This window comes from Echinicola marina, from assembly GCF_020463795.1.
Taxonomy (GTDB): domain Bacteria; phylum Bacteroidota; class Bacteroidia; order Cytophagales; family Cyclobacteriaceae; genus Echinicola; species Echinicola marina.
In genome coordinates, this window is the sequence record NZ_CP080025.1 from 198469 (window position 1) to 216709 (window position 18241).

An 18241-nucleotide genomic window follows, 5' to 3' on the forward strand; every position below is an offset into this window, starting at 1 on the left:
CTTAATCTTTAAAGTGATTTAATCTCATCCAATCTCCATCTCCTCATAAACTGGATGCTACTTTCAATATCCGTGGCCAACACCCTGTCATAAGTATTAAAACTCACTTCTTTTCTATAGAGAGCCACAAGTTTCTCCACTATTGGAGAACTTTTAACTGGCTTTCTAAACTCCAAAGCCTGAGTTGCTGTCAACAACTCAATAGCCAATATCTTCTCAAGATTATTTAACACCCTGAGGCATTTCGTCGCTCCATTAGCCCCCATACTCACATGATCTTCTTGGCCATTGGAAGACACGATAGAATCGACCGATGAGGGTGTACATAATTGCTTATTTTCACTTACGACACTAGCAGCTGTATATTGCGGTATCATCAGTCCTGACTGAAGCCCGGGATCATGTACCAGAAACAAAGGCAGCCCTCTCGCTCCTGAAAGCAGCTGATAGGTCCTCCTCTCTGAAATACTCCCTATTTCAGCCATAGCAATCGCAAGGTAATCAAAGCCCAAAGCCAAAGGCTGTCCATGAAAATTACCACCTGAAAGCACCTGATCTTCTTCGGGAAAAATATTGGGATTGTCCGTAACAGCATTGACTTCAACATCAAAAGTCTGCTTAACAAAGGCCAAACTATCCCTTGATGCCCCGTGCACCTGAGGTATACACCTGAACGAATAAGGATCCTGCACCTGCTTATCCTTCGCCTGTGCGATTTCACTACCTTCCAAATATTCACGAATCACCATTGCTGTCTCCACCTGTCCCTTATGAGGCCTAATGGCATGGATCAAATGGTCAAAAGGCTGAACATTTCCATTAAAAGCCTCTAAAGAAACAACGGAAATTAGATCTGCCCAATCAAACAACTCTTTAGCATATGAAACCGCATAAACCCCATAGCTCAACATAAACTGGGTCCCATTTATTAAGGAAAGTCCTTCCTTTGACCGAAGTGTAATTGGCTCCCAACTAAATTGAGCAAGCACCTCCCTACTGTTTTTTATCTCTCCTTTAAAATAAACTTCTCCTAACCCTATCAAGGGTAAACTCAAATGAGAAAGGGGAGACAAATCACCAGATGCACCCAAGGATCCTTGATTATACACTACTGGCAATACATCGTGATTATAAAAATCTATCAAGCGTTGTAAGGTCTCCAATTGTACCCCCGAATAACCCTGCGCCAGTGATTGGATTTTAGTCAATAACATGATTTTAATCAAATGCTTTGGCACCTTCTCTCCGACCCCACATGCATGCGACTGAAGCAAGTTGTATTGCAATTGTTCTATCTCCTTCCTGTCTATTCTCACATGCTGCAAATAACCAAAACCAGTATTCACGCCATAATAAAGCGCCTCCTCATCCTGTGAAATCTTTTGATCCAAATAAGCCCTACAATCCTTAATCCTGTTTTTCATTTCCTTGGACAAGGACAATTGCTTACCACTCGCAATTAACTCTGTAATTGTTTCCAAACTGATTTGCTTGGCACTGATTTCATATACCATTTTTTCGGCGTCCAATCCCACCATATAAGCACTTGATTTAAAAAGGGTTTATATTCTATACATACAAAACTCCATAATTAAACTAATAATAAAAAATAGTATTATATTCACTTATTAATAACTAAAAGTAATCAATATGGAGTTACGTCAACTTAAATATTTCTTGGTATTAGCAGAGGAATTACATTTTCATCGAGCTGCCGACAAATTATTCATTGTACAGCCAGCACTCTCCAAACAGATTAAACTCTTAGAAGAAGAATTGGGCATCAGTTTACTTAAAAGAGATAAAAGAAATGTTAAACTGACTGAAGCGGGAAAATACTTTAAAACTGAAGCTAAAGCGATTCTCGATCAACTTGAGCTAGTTAAGAGCCACACCAGGTTAGTACAAGAAGGCCAAAAAGGTGAAATTAGAATTGGCTATGTCGGTTCATGTATCCACACCTTTCTTCCAGACATGCTCAGCGACCTTCATGAAGCGCATCCATATATCCTAACTTACCTAAATGAAATGACCTCTTCCGCCCAACTGGAAGCCATTCAAAACGGGGAACTAGATATTGCTTTTTTGAGAAACCCATTCCCTTCCCCTAATCTAAACCATCAACCTGTGTTCCGTGAATCTTTCGCCCTGGTATTACCTGAAAACCATCCCCTCAATGAAAATAACCTTGAAGACATCCATCAACTGGCCAATGAAGAATTCATCCTTCCCACCAGATCTGATGGTGAATTATATTACAGACTCCAACTGAGCATCTGTGAGGACCATGGCTTCTCTCCAAAAATAGCCCATGAAACCGTTCATGGACACACTGTCCTTAACTTGGTAGGGCATGGATTAGGCATCACCTTTTTACCCACATCCTTTCAAAAGGTCACCAATGCTGCTGTGAAATTCATTGAATTAAAAGACATTCCTCAGCGAGCAGAAATCACCGCAGTTTGGAATAAAGAAAATCCCAATCCTAGTTTAAAAAAGTTTCTAAACCATATCAAACCCCTTAAAATCTAGACAAATAGAAATTAACAAAACAACAATACCACCCTACAAGACTTCATTAACACTCCTCTAAAACATAACCCAGCCATTCTATTTCCTTTTATCAATTTTCGATTTTTTTTCATTATCTTTCAAAACTAATATTAATCACATTTTATCCTTTGGTTTTAAGAAAAAATAAAACAGTGGGATAAGACCATATTAATTATCACTTTATTTAAAAACAAAAAGTGTACTGTATTACAAACGCCATCCATAGCAATAAAACAAACTATATTATGAAAAAACAATTTTGGACTATCCTGTTGCTTTCCCTTTTTATTGGTAAACTGCAAGCACAGGAAAGAAGTATCTCTGTAATACCCAAACCGGCAAAAACAACCATCAACTCCGGTAAGTTTGTATTAAATGAAGAAACGGTAATTATAGCCAAAAACGATGAGAGCAGGAATTCAGCTAGACTATTCAATGAATTTCTACAATCCCAATACGGTTTCAAATTACACATTTCTCTCCTGGATCTCACAGGGAACACCATTGAACTTATACTAGACAAGGAAACCGAAACACCAGAAGCTTATAGCTTAGAAGCCAATACAACCAACATCAAAATCACCGGTGGAAAGGAAGGTTTATTTTACGGACTCCAAACCACCTTACAGCTGATTGAATCAAATGCAGATCTGCTAAGCATCCCAGCAGTGGGCATACAAGACCATCCTGAGTTTGCCTACAGGGGAATAATGCTGGACGTAGGGCGTCACTTTTTCCCTGTGGACCAAATCAAAAAAATCATTGATTTAATGGCTTATTTCAAATTCAACAAGATGCATTGGCACCTTACAGAAGACCAAGGCTGGAGATTGGAGATTAAAAAGTATCCAAAATTAACAGAAATTGCCGCATTTAGGGATTCCACAATTATAGGACAATATTACGATTTCCAACCTTTCATCTACGATGGTGAGAAACACGGAGGCTACTATACCCAAGAAGAAGCAAAAGAAATCGTAAAATATGCTGCGGACAGAATGATTACGGTAATTCCCGAAATAGAACTTCCTGGACACAGTTCCGCAGCACTTGCTGCCTATCCAGAATTCGGAAGTTTCGAAATGGACGGTAACAAACCCGAAGATACTAAACCTCTTGCAGGCAGCATCATGGCAATGAAAAAGAACGGAGAGCCATACGACAATGACCTCAGTCCAAATGTACCTGGCTATTGGGGAGTACATTACAATGTCTATGGAGTAAAGGACGAAACTTTCCAATTCCTAGAAGACGTCCTGACAGAAGTAATGGAGATTTTCCCAAGTGAGTATATCCATATCGGTGGAGATGAGGCTCCAAAAGACCATTGGAAAACCTCGGCCATTTCCCAAAATCTTATTAAAAAAGAAAAATTGGAAAATGAACACGAATTACAGAGCTATTTCATCACCAGAATTGAGAAATTCCTCAACAAAAATGGAAGAAAATTAATCGGGTGGGACGAAATCCTTGAAGGTGGCCTTGCGCCAAATGCTACTGTAATGAGCTGGAGGGGTGAAAAAGGTGGTATCGCTGCCGCTAAAATGAATCATGACGTCATCATGACACCTAACAGCCACATGTACATAGACCACTACCAATCTGAGGACAAAGAACAAGAACCCCTTGCTATCGGCGGCTTCCTTCCCCTGGAAAAAGTTTACAGCTATTCCCCAAGACCTGAAAGCCTAACTACTGAGGAAAGCAAACATGTACTTGGCGTTCAGGCCAACCTATGGACTGAATACATAGCAACCAACAACAAAATGGAATATCATTTGTTCCCGCGCGCTTTGGCCTTATCAGAAGTAGCTTGGAGTAATATAGACGAAAAAAATTATGAAGAGTTTTCCCAGCATAGACTTCCAGCAAGACTTTCCGAATTAGAAAAGCTGGATGTTTTCTATAGAATACCAGAAGCAAAAGTAAATATCAGCAAAGACACAAACACAGGAAGACACAAAATCACCATTATCCCTTTTGTTAAGGGAGCCAAAGTATACTATACAGTAGACGGACATAAAGCTGACCAAACAGCCTACCTTTATCGCACACCTATTTTGGCACCAGTCACCAATGAAGGCCAGGAAAATCTGGTGCTAAAATATATCATAGTAACTCCAGAAGGTCGTCAAAGTAACCAATTTGAAGTAACCATTGAATAAATAATACTAGGCCGGAAAATACATCCGGCCTCTTTCCAATCTATTCATTTAATATGAAAAACCAATCCAAGTTATTGTTGATTCTTATACTGTCATTAGCTTGCTTTCAATGCAAACCAAAGGAGACGATAATCACCATTTTGTCTTATAATATCTACCATGGTGAAAACAGTTATGAAAGTGGCAAAAGCAATCTGGAAGAAATTGCCCAGCTCATAAAAGATATCGATCCGGACTTTGTAGCCATGCAAGAAGTAGACAGTGCAACCCAAAGAACCGCATCTATACGAAACGGGAAAGCCCTAGACCTTACTGCTGAACTGGCAAAAACAACTGGAATGTATGGATTTTTCGCCAAAGCCATCAATTTCAGCAACGGTGGTTATGGAGAAGGACTGCTAAGCAAATATCCTGCAAAAATGAGCAAACTTGACCTACCCATTCCAGAAGGAGGAGAAGGAAGGACCATGGCTTTAGCAACTGCTAAAATGCCCGACGGCACAGAAATAACTTTTGGTGCAACCCATTTATGCCACCAATATGAAACAAATAGAATCGCACAATCTGAAGCTATTCTTAAACATCAAAACAATATTGATAATCCTTTTCTTTTTGCCGGTGATCTCAACTTCAAGCCGGACAGTAAAGCATACGATTCCTTAAAGGAGAACTTTATAGATGCCGCGGAAATAGTTGGCAATCCACAAAACACCTTCCCCACTGATGCCCCAAGCATAAGAATAGATTATGTTTGGTTATCCAAAAAATCGAATTGGGAAGTAATCGAGGCAAAGGTCATTGATGTAGCTTATTCTGACCACAAGCCACTTTTAGTAAAAGTAAAATTGAAATAAAAAAGTCCCGGACTACGTCCGGGACTTCTTATGAATTAATTGGCGATTACCACTTCCACATTATTGCGCTCTAACATTTTCACAAAATCTGGATCGATGGCATCATCAGTAATTACTTTATCCACCTTATCGAACCCTGCAATAAAGGCCAATCCAATTTTCTTGAACTTGGTAGAATCTGAAACCACAATCACCTCTTCAGCTATATCAATCATGATCTGATTCAGATAAGCTTCCTCCATATAGTGGGTAAATACACCTACATCAGATTTAAACCCATCTACCCCGAGAAAAAGCTTATTACAGTGCAATTGTTTTAGGTTTCTTTCAGCCATTGGACCTACTAAAGACATCGAAAACTCTTTTAAAAATCCCCCCGGCATCATCACATCTAAATTGTCATAGCTAGCCAAATTATTTACGATATCCAAAGCATTACTGATCACCGTCAACCTTTCGAACTTACCTAAGTTATTGGATATTTCGAATGTAGTTGTTCCTGAATCCAAAATTATGGAGTCATTCTCTTCAATTAAAGAGACCGCTTTTTTACCGATTTTTCTTTTAAGGTCCAGGTTAATCTTTTTCTTCTCAGTAACGGGAAGGGCCATATTATTGGTCTTAAACGCTCCTCCATGTGCTCTTACTAAAAGCTTATTACGCTCAAGATTAGCCAAATCATTTCTTATAGTAACCTCACTTACACCAAGGTCCTTGCTTAGTTCACTCACATTTACCTGGCCATGCTCATCCAAAACTTCTAAAATTCTGGACCGGCGTTGTGCTGTCTTTTTCATATCTCAATCCTAGATTAAATTAAATAATTGCTTTTCATCAAAAAAACTTTCGAAAAATACTCATTTAGTTTCATTATTCAAACAATATCAAAAGTATTTACGATTAACACAGCTAATCATCAATAAACAATCCCTCTATGAAAACATTTATATTTTCATATTCTTAACATTTACAAAATTTTAGTACATATCATCAATCCAACAAAAAAATAAGAACATACAACAAATTACCTTTCGATCGTCTCTATCATATCAACTTGACATTCATATTAAATTAAGAAGACAAGTACCTCATCCCTGGTACAAGGATAAATCACTACATTCAAAGCAATTCATGAAAATAATCTCAAAAAAATTTATCCACAACTTATAGAAACAGGAGAATCAGCATCCCATAAATCGAAAATATAAAAGAATTCAAAATAATTTATTTTCGTTTTATTTGCATATTACATTTATTTTACGGAATTTAGTAACAAGATAAAGATTATCTGGTTTGTTAGGGTTATTTATTAAAAAAGGCCGATCTCGATTCCACATTTTGAAGATCGGCTCTTTTTTTTCTATTTTTCGTCAAGTTTCCTTTCCAAAATCAAAACAAATTAGACCAATATGTATCCAGGAAAATCCATAGCTATCCTCTTCTTTCTCTTCTTACTTTCCACGGAAGTTTTTTGCCAAGATATCCCTGACGATTATCAGCTACTTTATGAGCAGGATTTTTCATCAAATACTGCCCTTAATGAATTTGAAACTACTGACGCTTCATCCTGGCGGATTTCAGACCAATCCTTAGAAATTTATAAAGCAGGAAATTATGAACCCAAAGTGAGGTCCCCGTTCAATATCGCCATGCTAAAAAGTCTAAAATTCGGTGATTTCATATTAGAGGCAGATTTACAACAAACGGGAAAGGAATACGGACATCGGGACCTTTGTATTTTCTTTGGCATGAAAAACCATAGCAATTTCTATTATTCACATATTGCTTCCAAACCAGACCCTCATTCACACAATATATTCTTGGTCAATGACGAACCACGAATAGCCATAGGCAAACGGACAAATGAAGGGATAAATTGGGGAAACACCAATGAATGGCACAAAATTAGAATTGAAAGGAATATAGATTCAGGTTCAATAAAAATATATTTTGACGATATAGAAAAACCTATCATGGAAACCAATGATTTACATTTTGATTACGGACACATTGGTTTTGGAACATTTGATGATACCGGGAAATTTGACAATATTAAAATATGGGGACCAGACTTTGCCCCTGATAACGACAGTTTTTTTCCACATCCTTTAAGGTAGATACATGGACAATTCTTCATCAATTAATTTATTCCATTTAGCCTGTGCTGCTTTATTTTTACCATGACTGGTTTCTGCGTCATATGCCTCTTGCATCTGATTCATTTCCCGATATGTCTCTATGTACAGATAGCCTATTTTTCCATCGTAATCATCAGGACTTAGCTCCATTTTTTTAATCTTTTCTTTAAACCTCTCCACAATGATTTTAGTAATATCAAAGTGCCTTTGCTCATGATTTAAACCATAATCATCTTTACTGGATGATCTTACCCAAGAGGATGATTTAAGCATAAACACTTTCGTGACCAAGTCTAACACTGCCACACCGTCTTCAATTACGGTATTACCCTCCCAAGCAAAACTAGAAAATATGGACGCTGCATATTTACTACCAAAATGAGGCTGGGCCCTGAAGTCCTCCCATTCTAATGGATGATTTCTGTGATAAAAAACGGTGTCCTCCAATTCCACCTTTTCATAATCCCTAAATCTCAAACTCACCTGCTTGGCGAAACGAATATCACTTCCGGATTCCTGATTGACCCAATCATTGAAATACTTCAACGAACTGGCCAATGATTGTTGGAGTGCAGAGGAAATCGCCCTATAATTATTCGAAGACCTTTTATATTTGGCTCCACCTTGATAATCCAATAAATGAACTAACGCACCTTCGTTTTCTAATTGAAACGTAAAATCAAGTTCTACCTTTCCCTCTATCAAACCATCACTAGATCTCATTTCTGTTATTTCACATTCATTCACCTCCAATACCACTGGCCTAAGGGATCGATCAATCGGAACACTTCTTAAAACATAGTTTGACAAAGATTCATCTATACCTCCCTGCAAACCGAGCGGCTCCGTTTCTTTAGCTTCCCGACTGGTGAAAATATTACCAATATCAGTCCTTTGCCCAAGGTTATTGCGCACCTCCTTAAAATAAAACTCATCAGGCTTTATATTTAGATATGCTGGCTTTAAAACAATTAAAGTACTTGGAGTCTGCCCAAAAACTAGCCTCGTAAAAAACAAAAAAGCAATAATATTAAAGGAGAAAAATATCAATTTTATTATTTGACTGTTCATGATCTCACTCGGGGTTAGGTAATCACCAAGTGTAATTTAACAAAAAAACTGCTGGTATCTCACCAGCAGTTTCTTCACCATCTACAAAACACAAAGTTTTAAGGCAAAATCACGTTATTAATTACATGTATCACACCGTTAGTAGCGTGAATATTCAACAAAGAAGTATTTAAAGACGCTCCGCCAACAGTTAACTCACCTAAATCAACTGAAAGCATAGCCGCCTCATTTAATGTAGTAAGAGATGCTCCATCCCGGAGATCTTGAGAAAATGCCCTTGCTGGCACCACATGGGCGGTCAATACAGCAGTCAGTGTTTCAAGTGGAATATCATTATAATCATTCCAACCAGGATTACTATCATATAGAGCCTGAAAAGCAGCATCTGTTGGTGCAAAAACAGTCAAATCACCATCATTTCCACTTACTGCATCAACTAAATCAGCCCTTTGCAAAGCCCCTACCAACTGAGTGAATTCCGGACTAGAAGCAGAAGCATAGCCTAGTGCAATTTCTGCTATTGATTGGGAAGGTGGAATAATCACATAATCCAATACGTGAATAACACCATTCGATGCCATTACATCTGTGTCAGTAATTCTAGCACTACCATTGATCCATAAATTCCCATTAGTATCCTCACTAACGTAAAAACTGCTTCCATTGACAGTAGACACCTCTCCTGCACTTACTCCTGAAGCGAATACCTCTCCGGAAAGCACATGATAAGTAAGGATATCAGCCAAATCTGGATGAGACAATAATGCCTCTGCAGTTAAACTATTATCCTGCAAAAAAGCTGCAAAAGCTGCATCAGTTGGTCCAAAAACTGTAAAAGGACCTTCCCCTTGCAAAGTGGCCACTAAACCAGCTTCGACTACAGCAGCCTCCAAAGTTGTAAAGTTGGGACTGTCAACAACGATATCTACAATATCATCTTCTTCAATGGGATTTATTTCCTCATCATCATTACACGCAGTTAAAAACAACCAGCAGAAAGTAACTGCCAGTATCATCGGAAATCTTTTCTTAGTGAATTTCATGGTTCAGTTGTATTTTGATTGATTACTAATTACAACTGAATAACTTTCCTGAGATAATTTTGTTTAACTTTAATGAATATTATTTAAACAAAAAAAACAACATAAGAACCCTTCATTTTGTCTATTACAAGATCACTTCTTCAACTCATACCATTCTATGCCTGAGAGATTAGCTCTTCTTCCCTTTTGCTCAGCAGAATAATTTTCAGAAAGATAAGAGACGATGATCTCCTCATTTTTACCTAAATCCCATAAGCCCTGTGTTGCCTGCATCCATTTTATCAAGGATTCCCAATGTGCTCTATCCCCTCTGTTTTGAATTACAAGATCAGCAGCATGACAATTCGTACAATTCGCGATCACTGTCTCATATCCTTCCTTCGCCACTAAACCTGTTGCCACATGAATACCATCTTTGACCAAATCACTATGGATCAAGGGCTCGGGTTTATCTTCCTTCTCTTCACTTATCATCATGGCAGGATTTTGATTGATAATCAATAAACCTACCATAAACACAACCAAAAATATAGATATGCCAAGCAACCAACTTAAAAGCCGCTTCAAAGCATTGATCAACTCTTTACCCATTTCCACCTACTTTTACTGCTATCCGGTGACAGGCATTATTTAAATACCCCTTGGGATTCCAACCAGGAACGACCATGGGCTGTCCTACACCATTTGAATCCGTCGCCTTGGCCCATACTTCATAATACCCATCCTTTGGAAACTTAAGCTGAACATTGAAATGTTGCCAGGCCAATCTATTCACAGGCTTTTCTAGCTGACACTTCTGCCATGTCTCTCCAAAATCAATAGAGACTTCCATTTCACTCACTTCCAATTCTCCTGCCCAAGCATGCCCACGAACTTCCAGGGAATCACCAGAACCAATCATAGCTCCTGTTTTTGGATAAGTTATCAAAGACTTGACAGGCATGGATTCTATAATACACATATCCTCATTGGCCACTTTTTCTCCCGGGGCAACTGGTTTACATGGCACACTATAAGATGGTGCTGCCATTTTTGCACCATCATGGACAATATCCCTAACAGATATACGCTTCAACCACTTCCCTGATGCTGAAGCGGGAAAACCTCCTGCCACCAACCTCAACGGATAACCATGCGCCAGCGGAATATCTTTTCCATTCATTGCAAAGGCCAACAGTGTCTCTTCCTGTAAAGCTTTGAAAATAGGCACTCCCCTTGATATCGGTTCTTTATTTGGATCCCCACTCAAATGTGTATCTGCCGAATGATAACCAATATAAACGGCTGCATCCGTCACCCCCACATCTTCCAAGACATCCTTCAGCCTCACCCCTGTCCAGTTGGCACAGGAAACTGCCCCTGTCTTCCATTGATTACCACTTGCTGGGGGATAGAATTCACTTCTACCATTTCCACCACATTCCAAAGTAAGCTGATAAGTATAATGATTAAATTTGCTTTTTAAATCCGCCAAACTAAATATTTTCTTAGCCTTTACCGCCTCTCCATCGACTACCAACTCCCAGTTCCGAACATTAATTTCTTTCGGAATAAGACCATTGTTTCTTATAAACATTTTTTCCTCTGGCGTTATTTTATCATCCAAAAGATGAGGTCGAGATTCTAGGTTCCAAGGTTTATTATTCAGGACAATAAGTTCTTTATTTTTATTAAACAGTTGATAAGGATCATCAGCCTTAAATGCTACCGGAACATAATCTTTTGGCATATTCTTCCCAAATACAATTTCTGCTCCTAATGCTGCGGAAAATGCAGCCAATGATGTATTTCTAATAAACCTTCTTCTTCCCGAATTATTTTTAGACTTGGACTTACTGTTTGGCATTCTTGTAATCAATTATTTTAATACAAAAAAATATCAATTCTTTCCGTTAAATATAACGTATCCTGCTTAATCCATTATTATTATGTTTCAAATAATTATCAAGTATCTATTTACAGAAAATTCGTATATCACCCCCTATCTGTCCTTGTCGATTCAAATCCACAGTTTGTTCCTAATCACTACAAATTCATTCAGGAGAAACAAACACTTAAACCTGCTAAACAACACTTTTTCAACTTGGCACAATAACTGAACCATGCATTTACAAAAAACCGTTCGGGATTTGAAAAGTTCGTCCCCAAAACTAACATTAATCATTTAACACTTTATGAAAAAAATAGCCATCGTTTTTGTCTTAAGCAGTTTTATACTTACAGGTGCAAATGCCTACCCAATCCCTAACCAGTCTCCCATATTGAATTTACTTCAGAGCAATAAAAATGAAATAGAAGCTCAAGATCTACCCAAAGCGGTAAAGGAAACCATCCTATCCAAAGAAAAGACCAAATCACTTCCTATCTACAAAGCTTATGAAATTACGGATGCTTCAGGAAAGACAATTTATGAAATCAGTTTTGGTTTGGAAAAAGTAGAATTCGAAAAAAAATATAATGAAAAAGGAGATGAACTAGAAGACTGAAAAACACATAGCATAAACCACCTATAATTAACCCAGTACACCCACATTTTTATGGGTGTACTTTTAAGCCTAATTTTAAACAGGCCATTTTTCCAACTGATAGGCACTGTCCCAAAACATCCACTCCAATTTTGTAGCCATTTTGAATGCCCTAAGCATATCTTCTTGAGACTTATCTCCAGCTTCATTTGCCAATTCATCTGCAATTTGGATGGCTTTTGAAACAGCCATAGAAAATGCTTCTCCTGAATAAGTATCTATCCAGTTTTTATACGGATTTTGGTTTCCATTCTGATTGGCATAAATATAATCCCCAACCTGCTTATAGATCCAAAAACATGGCAGTATCGCCGCTACAGCCACTTCAATATTGGCAAAGGCAGCTTGATTCCTGATATAATTAGTATACAACTGGCAACTCGGTGAGGGCTCAATATCCTCCGGCAAACCTAGCTCTTTAAAGTAACTTTCATGCAAAGCCCTCTCCACCACTATAGCACCAGTTGCAAACTCAGAAAAAGCCAAGACCTGATCCAGTTTTTCCAATCTACCACTGATAGTACTCAATGCCTTTCCAAATTCGCCCAAATAGTGAGCATCTTGTCCCATATAGAATTTAAACTTATCCTTTGGCAAGGAACCCTCTTTCAACTCCTTATTAAAAGGCATTAACAATATCCTTTCATACAAAGGACTAATCTCTTGCCATGCCCTTTCAGACCATTTCATATTTAATCATTTTTTTAGGTTCAAAAAAATGGTTCAAAGGCCCATGCCCTTCACCAATGGCCACTTCCCTTCCTGCCTCAATGGCCGATACAACAAACTTTCTGGCCCTTGAAACTGACTCAAGTATATCAAACCCTCGTGCCAAATAAGCAGCAATCGCAGACGACAAGGTGCAACCTGTACCATGTGTATTTGGGGTATCTATTTTATTCCCCTCGAACTTTGCATAAACATCATTATTGCCTATCAACAAATCAACTATATGCTTCCCTGGCAAATGGCCTCCTTTTACCAAAACATATTCAGGTCCCTTCAGCAATATTTCCTTACCTGCTTTCTCCATAGCTTCTGGGCATCTCACATCCTTTCCTACTAATACCGCCACTTCATCTAAATTGGGCGTCACTATATATGAAAGAGGAAACAACTCGGATTTGATCACCTCTACTGTTTCTTGTTGTATCAACCGATCACCGCTAGTGGCGACCATTACCGGATCAAAAACAACTGGGATTTCCGGATATTTCCTGAGTTCCTTCGCTACGACACAGACCACTTCAGGCCGGCTTAACATCCCTATCTTTATTGCCTTGGGGCAAATATCAGTCAAAACAGCCTGAAGTTGATCTAAAATATGCTCCTCCGGAATATCATGAATGCTTTTGACCCCCTTTGTATTTTGAGCAGTAGTTGCTGTAATTATACTTGTCCCATAGCAACCCAATGCCGAAAAGGTCTTCAGATCAGCTTGGATACCTGCTCCTCCTCCGCTATCCGAACCCGCAATAGTCATCACTGAAGGATAGGATCTTTTAGAATCATACATTTTCATTTCTATTAATAACTTTTTGACAGTAGAAATCAAAAGATCATTTAATGGATAGTTCATTCATCGGACCATAGTGACATGCCTGTCTATCTTAAGAAAACCCAAAGTAAGCTGACATTCAATTGATACTTAACTATCACAATGAATAGAGGTGAACCAAGGAAATCCAAAAGCTTTTTTACTAAAGCAAGAACAGCTTGATAATTAATTGACTCCTTTACAACATCCATTAAAAAACTTCAGGAGTCTATCTACCATAATCTGGCATAAAAAGACATCGTAACTTTTTCCTTCGTCGGAATTATCCGTTTCAGGTTCAAAGGGTATTATCTCAGCCCGATTATTAATCTTAAGCACCCCTAAAGTTTGATCTGTGGTGAAATTACAATATTAAAATGAACTCACAAAAGACAACAAATGGAATCATCTTAATTGAAGCAACTTTGAGCCAATTCATAGGACTTAACCCGGTCTTCATGATCATAGATATGTGAGCAAACCATAATTTCATCTACTTGGGCAATCTGTTGGAATTGAGATAATTCATTTTGAAGTTTTGAAGGTGATCCCACGAAAGAACAAGCTAACATTTGTTCTATTGCTGCAGCCTCTGCTTCAGACCAAACACCACCCATAGACGCCACTGGCTTTCTGAGTGGGTAGGATTTTCTTCTTATTATACCCAAAGCCATTTGATAGAAAGAAGTGGCCAACATTTGTGCTCTTTCTTCTTCTTCGGCTGCAATAATATTTACACAAGCAATTACATATGGTGTATTCAGATACTCAGATGGCTGAAAATTATCTTTATAATATTTAATCGCACTCAAAAATTGGGCAGGTGCAAAATGACTCGCAAAAGCATAAGGTAAACCTTTCTTGGCAGCCAAAACAGCACTGCTCATACTACTTCCCAACAAGTAAATGGGTACCTCCAAACCTTCACCTGGTACTGCCCTAACTTCACCATCGATATTTTCATCTGAAAAATAGCGCTGCAATTCTTCTAAGTCACTCGGAAACTCTTCTACAGTTTCCATCCTATCTCTTCTTAGGGCTCTAGCCGTAGTCTGGTCTGTCCCTGGCGCTCTCCCTAAACCCAAATCTATCCTATTGGGGTAAAGGCTTGCCAAAGTCCCAAACTGCTCTGCTACCATCAAAGGAGCATGATTTGGTAACATGATACCGCCAGATCCTACCCTAATAGACTGAGTTTCCCCAGCTACATGACCTATTAAAACAGCAGTAGCAGAGCTACCCACATTGGCCATATTATGGTGTTCTGCTAACCAAAATCTTTTATATCCCAGGTTCTCAAGCTCCTTGGCCAAATCCACGCTCCTATCAAAGGCATCTTTTGCATCGAATCCCTCCCTGATTATGGCCAGATCAAGTGCTGAATATAATGTATCTCTAAGTTTCTTCTCTGCTTCCATATAAATCTCTCTAAATAATTATCCCCTATTGATTTGAAGCCCATACCCTCTTCCTGCTAATCAGGTTATTTGCATAAGCATATTTTCAAACGGCTTCCGAATTAGAATCGTTCTTTTAGACAGAAAAAATAAGTATAAAAAAACCGAAATACCTGCGGGATATTTCGGTTTCAAATGGATGAATCATGGTTTTATCAGCCAAATAAATCTGAACTTAAATACCTATCTCCCCGATCACATGTGATGCAAACGATCACACCGGACTTTAAGCTTTCAGATAGCTTTAGGGCAGCATGCAAAGCACCACCACTACTCATCCCTGCCAGTATCCCTTCCTCTTTAGCCATCCTCCTCGTCATTTCAGTAGCCTCCTCTTGGCTCACATCGATGATTTGATCTACTCTGGTAGATTCATAAATTTTAGGAAGAAACTCTGGTGACCATCTTCTAATACCCGGAATGCTGGACCCATCCGTTGGTTGAGTACCTACTATTTGAATAGCAGAATTCTGCTCCTTTAAATACCTAGAAACGCCCATAATCGTCCCTGTCGTCCCCATTGCTGAAACAAAATGCGTAATCTCACCATGAGTATCCTTAAAGATTTCGGGACCGGTCCCCTCATAATGCGCTTTATAATTATCTGGATTGGCAAATTGGTTGAGGATATAATAACCTTCCTTTTCTGCCATTTCCTCAGCTAGTGTTCTTGAATACTCTATTGTCTTGGCTGCAGGTGTTAATATTACTTTTGCCCCATATGCCTCCATGGAAACAACCCTTTCACGTGTAGAATTATCCGGCATAATCAAGGTCATTTCGACCCCAAGCACTTTAGCTATCATCGCCAAGGCGATACCTGTATTGCCACTAGTGGCTTCTACCAGTTTATCTCCTTCCTCAATATCTCCTCTCTCCAATGCACTTTTGATCATACTATAAGCCGCACGATCCTTTACACTTCCTCCTGGATTTTGTCCTTCCAGTTTACAGAATATTTTGACATTAGGATTGGTGGGTATACGTTGAAGTTCCACTAATGGCGTATTTCCAATCAACTCAAACAATTTCATTTAAGCGTCATTTTTAAAGATGAACATATCAGTGGTTTCAGCACTTGCATTGTACATCTTGGTTTGGTAATAAATTTTACTTTTTGCAGGGACACTCTTTGTCAGCCACACATTTCCTCCAATCACACTATCCGATCCTATAACGGTATTTCCTCCTAATATACTTGCACCAGCATAGATAACAACATTATCCTCAATAGTCGGGTGACGTTTGATATCTGCATCTTCCTTATTGACACTCAAAGCCCCCAAGGTCACCCCTTGGTAAATTTTCACATTATCCCCAATGATCGTGGTTTCACCAATGACTACACCTGTCCCATGATCTATGCAAAAATGTTTTCCAATTTTTGCGCCGGGATGAATTTCAATTCCTGTCTTACTATGCGCAAATTCAGTAATCATCCTAGGAATCAGCGATACCCCTTGTTGGTGTAATAAGTGTGCAATCCTGTAGGCAGCTATGGCATAAAAACCGGGATAACTCCTAATCACCTCAGTGGTGGATTTAGCTGCAGGATCTCCTTCAAACATTGCTAGAATATCCTCATGAATGGCCTCAAACACACTTTCCAAGCCCGCAAAGAAATCTTTGGCTACAACGTCACTATCTTTATTAATCAGCTTTTTATTCCGCCCTAAAATCCCTTGAAGTTGTATAGAATAATATTGAAGCTTATCTTCCACTTCTTGGGTATCCTGTAGTATTTGTACAGCATACTCTGGGAAAAGCACTCCTAGTAAACCTTCAAAAAACTCCTGTACGATCCTGGGGGAAGGGCATTCAGGACAATGAGAATGTGATTGGTATATTTTGTCTATGAAAGATCTTTGGAAATCCATTTATTAATATGATATATCTGTTAAAGTACAAAACCCGCTCTGATTACATATGGTTCATTGTATAGCAAATTTTGGTTATCATAAAGGACATTATATAATATAGTGAAGTTCATCCCTCCTCTTCTGCCAAAAGGAATAAAATAACCTCCCCCTAAAAATAAGCCTGGCTCCCACTCCCTACTACTAACTATATCTCCATTTAAATTTTTCCTATAAGCCTCTACATTCAAGCTTTCAAACTCCGCCTGAGCAAACACATTAGGTAATACATTATAGCGATTGAATATTCTTCCCCCATATACATTGGAAGATTCTGAAAAATCGCGATACTTCATATATTGGTAAGTAATCCCTACACCCGCTGAATACCTATCCGTGATCATCACTCCTACCAATGGAGATACGTCTATATAGGTAATTGATCCAAATTGCAATCCAAAATTCCCCCCAAAATAGAGACGTTCACTGAGTGGTGTTTTAACTTCCTCATCCTCATAAAATTCTCGTTGAGCAAAAACGTCTTGAGAAATTAGACAAATGCCAAAAACTATAAAAAATACGATACCAGTAATATTATTCTTCAACAATAACATAAAGATCTTCAGTTTTTTTCTTCATTAAGTATCTTTCACGAGCAAACTTTTCCAAAAGTTCATAATTACTGAGTAATTCTTCTCTTTCAGCTTTAATTTTTGCTTTTCGCTCCAAATAAAATGACTTCTGGTCTTCTAATTTAGAAAGTTTAGAACGAAGAGTAAACTGGCTAATAATGTCATTAGTATCAATAAACACCATCCATATCACAAATAAGACAGTAAAGATAAAATAGAAGTTTTTTGTATATTTCAGGTACTTCCTCATTACATTGATGCTTTTGATCACAACAAATATAGGGAATAGTATTGACTAACGACTCCCTACCAAAAACAAAATAAAACTCATTTGCTCCCAATTACAAAATACAAATAAGCACCAAACAAAAAAAGCACCCCAATTTCTTGAGGTGCTCTTCATTTATTTT

At 38.3% G+C, this 18241-nt stretch carries 18 protein-coding genes and 1 riboswitch; of the genes, 5 read left to right on the plus strand and 13 right to left on the minus strand.

The window, feature by feature from the left end; translation table 11 throughout:
• Positions 1-8 precede the first annotated feature (8 nt).
• On the minus strand, positions 9-1538 hold the full coding sequence (gene hutH / locus KZP23_RS00965) for a histidine ammonia-lyase (protein ID WP_226334315.1): 1530 nt from the start codon (positions 1536-1538) through the stop codon (positions 9-11).
• Positions 1539-1650: 112 nt separating this feature from the next.
• On the opposite strand from hutH, the gene KZP23_RS00970 reads away from it, so the two are divergent.
• The 3 genes from KZP23_RS00970 (at position 1651) to KZP23_RS00980 (ending at position 5572) form a co-directional block, all read left to right on the plus strand.
• Positions 1651-2532, plus strand: a complete 882-nt coding sequence (locus tag KZP23_RS00970) for a LysR substrate-binding domain-containing protein (RefSeq protein ID WP_226334316.1) — start codon at positions 1651-1653, stop codon at positions 2530-2532.
• Positions 2533-2798: 266 nt separating this feature from the next.
• Positions 2799-4718: a beta-N-acetylhexosaminidase gene (locus KZP23_RS00975; RefSeq protein WP_226334317.1), complete on the plus strand. Its 1920-nt coding sequence runs from the start codon at positions 2799-2801 to the stop codon at positions 4716-4718.
• A gap of 53 nt (positions 4719-4771) precedes the next feature.
• Positions 4772-5572 carry an endonuclease/exonuclease/phosphatase family protein gene (locus KZP23_RS00980; RefSeq protein ID WP_226334318.1) on the plus strand — a complete coding sequence of 267 codons (801 nt, stop codon included), beginning with the start codon at positions 4772-4774 and terminating at the stop codon, positions 5570-5572.
• A 35-nt stretch (positions 5573-5607) separates the two neighbouring features.
• On the opposite strand, the gene agaR is transcribed toward KZP23_RS00980, so the two are convergent.
• A complete protein-coding gene (gene agaR / locus KZP23_RS00985) occupies positions 5608-6369 on the minus strand; it encodes a transcriptional repressor AgaR (protein WP_226334319.1) in 762 nt (253 codons plus the stop codon).
• A gap of 612 nt (positions 6370-6981) precedes the next feature.
• Between agaR and KZP23_RS00990 the strand changes: the two genes are divergently transcribed.
• Entirely contained in the window at positions 6982-7689 is a 708-nt protein-coding gene (locus KZP23_RS00990; RefSeq protein ID WP_226334320.1) for a hypothetical protein, read from the plus strand.
• Here the strand turns inward: KZP23_RS00990 and KZP23_RS00995 are convergent.
• From KZP23_RS00995 to KZP23_RS01010, 4 genes are all read right to left on the minus strand, one after another.
• A complete protein-coding gene (locus tag KZP23_RS00995) occupies positions 7681-8781 on the minus strand; it encodes a hypothetical protein (RefSeq protein WP_226334321.1) in 1101 nt (366 codons plus the stop codon). The genes KZP23_RS00990 and KZP23_RS00995 overlap by 9 nt on opposite strands.
• Positions 8782-8879: 98 nt before the next feature.
• Positions 8880-9824 (minus strand): fasciclin domain-containing protein, encoded by a 945-nt coding sequence (locus KZP23_RS01000; protein ID WP_226334322.1) that lies wholly within the window; start codon positions 9822-9824, stop codon positions 8880-8882.
• A 132-nt stretch (positions 9825-9956) separates the two neighbouring features.
• Positions 9957-10415, minus strand: coding sequence for a hypothetical protein (locus tag KZP23_RS01005; RefSeq protein ID WP_226334323.1), 459 nt, complete (start codon positions 10413-10415; stop codon positions 9957-9959).
• Positions 10408-11670 (minus strand): sulfite oxidase, encoded by a 1263-nt coding sequence (locus KZP23_RS01010; protein WP_226334324.1) that lies wholly within the window; start codon positions 11668-11670, stop codon positions 10408-10410. Before KZP23_RS01010 ends, KZP23_RS01005 begins: the two co-directional genes overlap by 8 nt.
• A gap of 328 nt (positions 11671-11998) precedes the next feature.
• Between KZP23_RS01010 and KZP23_RS01015 the strand changes: the two genes are divergently transcribed.
• The gene (locus KZP23_RS01015) at positions 11999-12310 is read left to right on the plus strand and encodes a hypothetical protein (protein WP_226334325.1); all 312 of its coding nucleotides are present in this window, start codon (positions 11999-12001) and stop codon (positions 12308-12310) included.
• A 75-nt stretch (positions 12311-12385) separates the two neighbouring features.
• On the opposite strand, the gene KZP23_RS01020 is transcribed toward KZP23_RS01015, so the two are convergent.
• From KZP23_RS01020 to KZP23_RS01050, 7 genes are all read right to left on the minus strand, one after another.
• The gene (locus KZP23_RS01020) at positions 12386-13039 is read right to left on the minus strand and encodes a TenA family protein (protein ID WP_226334326.1); all 654 of its coding nucleotides are present in this window, start codon (positions 13037-13039) and stop codon (positions 12386-12388) included.
• A complete protein-coding gene (gene thiD, locus KZP23_RS01025) occupies positions 13026-13928 on the minus strand; it encodes a bifunctional hydroxymethylpyrimidine kinase/phosphomethylpyrimidine kinase (protein WP_317198031.1) in 903 nt (300 codons plus the stop codon). Before thiD ends, KZP23_RS01020 begins: the two co-directional genes overlap by 14 nt.
• Positions 13929-14138: 210 nt before the next feature.
• Positions 14139-14239: riboswitch (TPP riboswitch) on the minus strand.
• Between the two features lie 57 nt (positions 14240-14296).
• Positions 14297-15304, minus strand: a complete 1008-nt coding sequence (locus KZP23_RS01030; protein ID WP_226334327.1) for an LLM class flavin-dependent oxidoreductase — start codon at positions 15302-15304, stop codon at positions 14297-14299.
• Positions 15305-15498: 194 nt separating this feature from the next.
• The gene (gene cysM / locus KZP23_RS01035; RefSeq protein WP_226334328.1) at positions 15499-16377 is read right to left on the minus strand and encodes a cysteine synthase CysM; all 879 of its coding nucleotides are present in this window, start codon (positions 16375-16377) and stop codon (positions 15499-15501) included.
• Positions 16378-17220 (minus strand): serine O-acetyltransferase EpsC, encoded by an 843-nt coding sequence (epsC, locus tag KZP23_RS01040; protein ID WP_226334329.1) that lies wholly within the window; start codon positions 17218-17220, stop codon positions 16378-16380.
• Between the two features lie 20 nt (positions 17221-17240).
• A complete protein-coding gene (locus KZP23_RS01045) occupies positions 17241-17813 on the minus strand; it encodes a hypothetical protein (protein WP_226334330.1) in 573 nt (190 codons plus the stop codon).
• Positions 17794-18081: an FtsB family cell division protein gene (locus KZP23_RS01050; RefSeq protein WP_226334331.1), complete on the minus strand. Its 288-nt coding sequence runs from the start codon at positions 18079-18081 to the stop codon at positions 17794-17796. The genes KZP23_RS01045 and KZP23_RS01050 overlap by 20 nt, the downstream gene beginning before the upstream one ends.
• Between the last annotated feature and the right edge of the window lie 160 nt (positions 18082-18241).

Excerpts from the sequence above, each read along its gene's own strand:
- hutH (WP_226334315.1), bottom strand. The coding sequence starts at position 1,538 with ATGGTGGGATTGGACGCCGAAAAAATGGTATATGAAATCAGTGCCAAG.
- KZP23_RS00970 (WP_226334316.1), top strand. The coding sequence starts at position 1,651 with ATGGAGTTACGTCAACTTAAATATTTCTTGGTATTAGCAGAGGAATTA.
- KZP23_RS00975 (WP_226334317.1), top strand. The coding sequence starts at position 2,799 with ATGAAAAAACAATTTTGGACTATCCTGTTGCTTTCCCTTTTTATTGGT.
- KZP23_RS00980 (WP_226334318.1), top strand. The coding sequence starts at position 4,772 with ATGAAAAACCAATCCAAGTTATTGTTGATTCTTATACTGTCATTAGCT.
- agaR (WP_226334319.1), bottom strand. The coding sequence starts at position 6,369 with ATGAAAAAGACAGCACAACGCCGGTCCAGAATTTTAGAAGTTTTGGAT.
- KZP23_RS00990 (WP_226334320.1), top strand. The coding sequence starts at position 6,982 with ATGTATCCAGGAAAATCCATAGCTATCCTCTTCTTTCTCTTCTTACTT.
- KZP23_RS00995 (WP_226334321.1), bottom strand. The coding sequence starts at position 8,781 with ATGAACAGTCAAATAATAAAATTGATATTTTTCTCCTTTAATATTATT.
- KZP23_RS01000 (WP_226334322.1), bottom strand. The coding sequence starts at position 9,824 with ATGAAATTCACTAAGAAAAGATTTCCGATGATACTGGCAGTTACTTTC.
- KZP23_RS01005 (WP_226334323.1), bottom strand. The coding sequence starts at position 10,415 with ATGGGTAAAGAGTTGATCAATGCTTTGAAGCGGCTTTTAAGTTGGTTG.
- KZP23_RS01010 (WP_226334324.1), bottom strand. The coding sequence starts at position 11,670 with ATGCCAAACAGTAAGTCCAAGTCTAAAAATAATTCGGGAAGAAGAAGG.
- KZP23_RS01015 (WP_226334325.1), top strand. The coding sequence starts at position 11,999 with ATGAAAAAAATAGCCATCGTTTTTGTCTTAAGCAGTTTTATACTTACA.
- KZP23_RS01020 (WP_226334326.1), bottom strand. The coding sequence starts at position 13,039 with ATGAAATGGTCTGAAAGGGCATGGCAAGAGATTAGTCCTTTGTATGAA.
- thiD (WP_317198031.1), bottom strand. The coding sequence starts at position 13,928 with ATGAACTATCCATTAAATGATCTTTTGATTTCTACTGTCAAAAAGTTA.
- KZP23_RS01030 (WP_226334327.1), bottom strand. The coding sequence starts at position 15,304 with ATGGAAGCAGAGAAGAAACTTAGAGATACATTATATTCAGCACTTGAT.
- cysM (WP_226334328.1), bottom strand. The coding sequence starts at position 16,377 with ATGAAATTGTTTGAGTTGATTGGAAATACGCCATTAGTGGAACTTCAA.
- epsC (WP_226334329.1), bottom strand. The coding sequence starts at position 17,220 with ATGGATTTCCAAAGATCTTTCATAGACAAAATATACCAATCACATTCT.
- KZP23_RS01045 (WP_226334330.1), bottom strand. The coding sequence starts at position 17,813 with ATGTTATTGTTGAAGAATAATATTACTGGTATCGTATTTTTTATAGTT.
- KZP23_RS01050 (WP_226334331.1), bottom strand. The coding sequence starts at position 18,081 with ATGAGGAAGTACCTGAAATATACAAAAAACTTCTATTTTATCTTTACT.